Genomic DNA, 1,264 nt, shown 5'->3' with positions numbered 1-1,264 from the left:
CCTATAGGGCAATCGGCCTGGACGTTGCTGCCGACAATGATGACGTGTTCGCTGGCCTGGTCACCGCCCGGATCCTGCAGCCAGGCTCGAAGTACGACTCCATCCGTGTGCTGGCCGAAGCCGGAGCAACCTCGGCGAGTTACTCGACGATTAAGCGCCGACTGCCTCGCTACGCCACTGACGAGTTCCGCGACGCGGTCACCGCCGTGTGCGCTGATCATGCGGGCATCGGGCCGACGTCACTGGTGCTCTACGACGTAACCACCCTCTACTGGGAAGCTGACGAAGGTGACGGGTTCCGTGAGCCCGGGTTCAGTAAGGAGCGCCGGATTGATCCGCAGATCACCGTCGGCATGCTCACTGACGTGAACGGGTTCCCACTGCGCATCCAGGCTTTTGAAGGGAACAGGGCGGAAACGAAGACGTTCCTTCCCTCGGTGGAAGCGTTCATGGACACCTACGACCTGCATGACGTCACCGTCGTCGCCGACGCCGGGATGATCAGTGAGGCCAACCGGCGGGACCTGGACGCCGCCGGCCTGTCATATGTCCTGGGTGGCAAGACCAGGGAGTTGCCGTACCCGATCTGGAAGTGGCGCAACGACCATCCCGGGGTCGAGTACACCCACGATCAGATCTGGGTCAGCCGGGATCCCGGCGACCCGGCCAAGGGGATCCGACCGTCACGGACGATCTACCACTACTCCGCCGACCGAGCCCGCCGGACCGTCAAGGGGATTGACGAGTCACTGCGCAAGGCCCGCAACATCGCAGAAGGAAAGACCCCGGTCAAGCGCAACCGGTACGTGAAAATGGGAAAGACGACCAAGGAAGTCAACCTCGAACTCGCTTCCCAGCACCGCGAGCTGGCAGGGATCAAAGCCTACGTGACCAGCAGGTTGGATGAGGATCCGATGGTGATCATCGGCTACTACCGGCGGTTGTTTCAGATTGAGCGGTCATTCCGGATGGCGAAGTCGGATCTGAAGGCCCGACCGATCTTCCACACGCTCAAGCAGTCGATTGATGCTCACCTGACGGTGGTGATGGCGGCGTTGGCGGTGGGTCGTTGGCTGGAGTCGGCATCGGGGTGGTCGTTGAAGAAACTGGTGCAGACGCTGCGTGGTTACCGGGAGATGCGGATCAATGTCGGCGGGCACGAGGCGGTCGCGGCGGTGCCGCTACCGCCGGAGTTAGTAGAAATCGTGAGCGATATTCGGCGCCGTGCCGTGGGAACACCGTACTAATCTGAGCCAAGTCAGGT

The 1,264-nt window shown here is 62.0% G+C and carries 1 protein-coding gene; it reads left to right on the top strand.

Features of this window, described 5'->3' with window-relative positions; genetic code table 11:
- Positions 1 to 1,247 (top strand): IS1634 family transposase (locus tag ACTXPP_RS14090; protein ID WP_443342738.1); only part of this gene is annotated, 1,247 nt, incomplete at its 5' end.
- Positions 1,248 to 1,264 lie beyond the last annotated feature (17 nt).

The sequence above is a fragment of the Candidatus Corynebacterium faecigallinarum genome (genome assembly GCF_052264515.1).
GTDB lineage: Bacteria > Actinomycetota > Actinomycetes > Mycobacteriales > Mycobacteriaceae > Corynebacterium > Corynebacterium faecigallinarum.
This window is presented reverse-complemented; position numbering and strand designations above follow the sequence as displayed.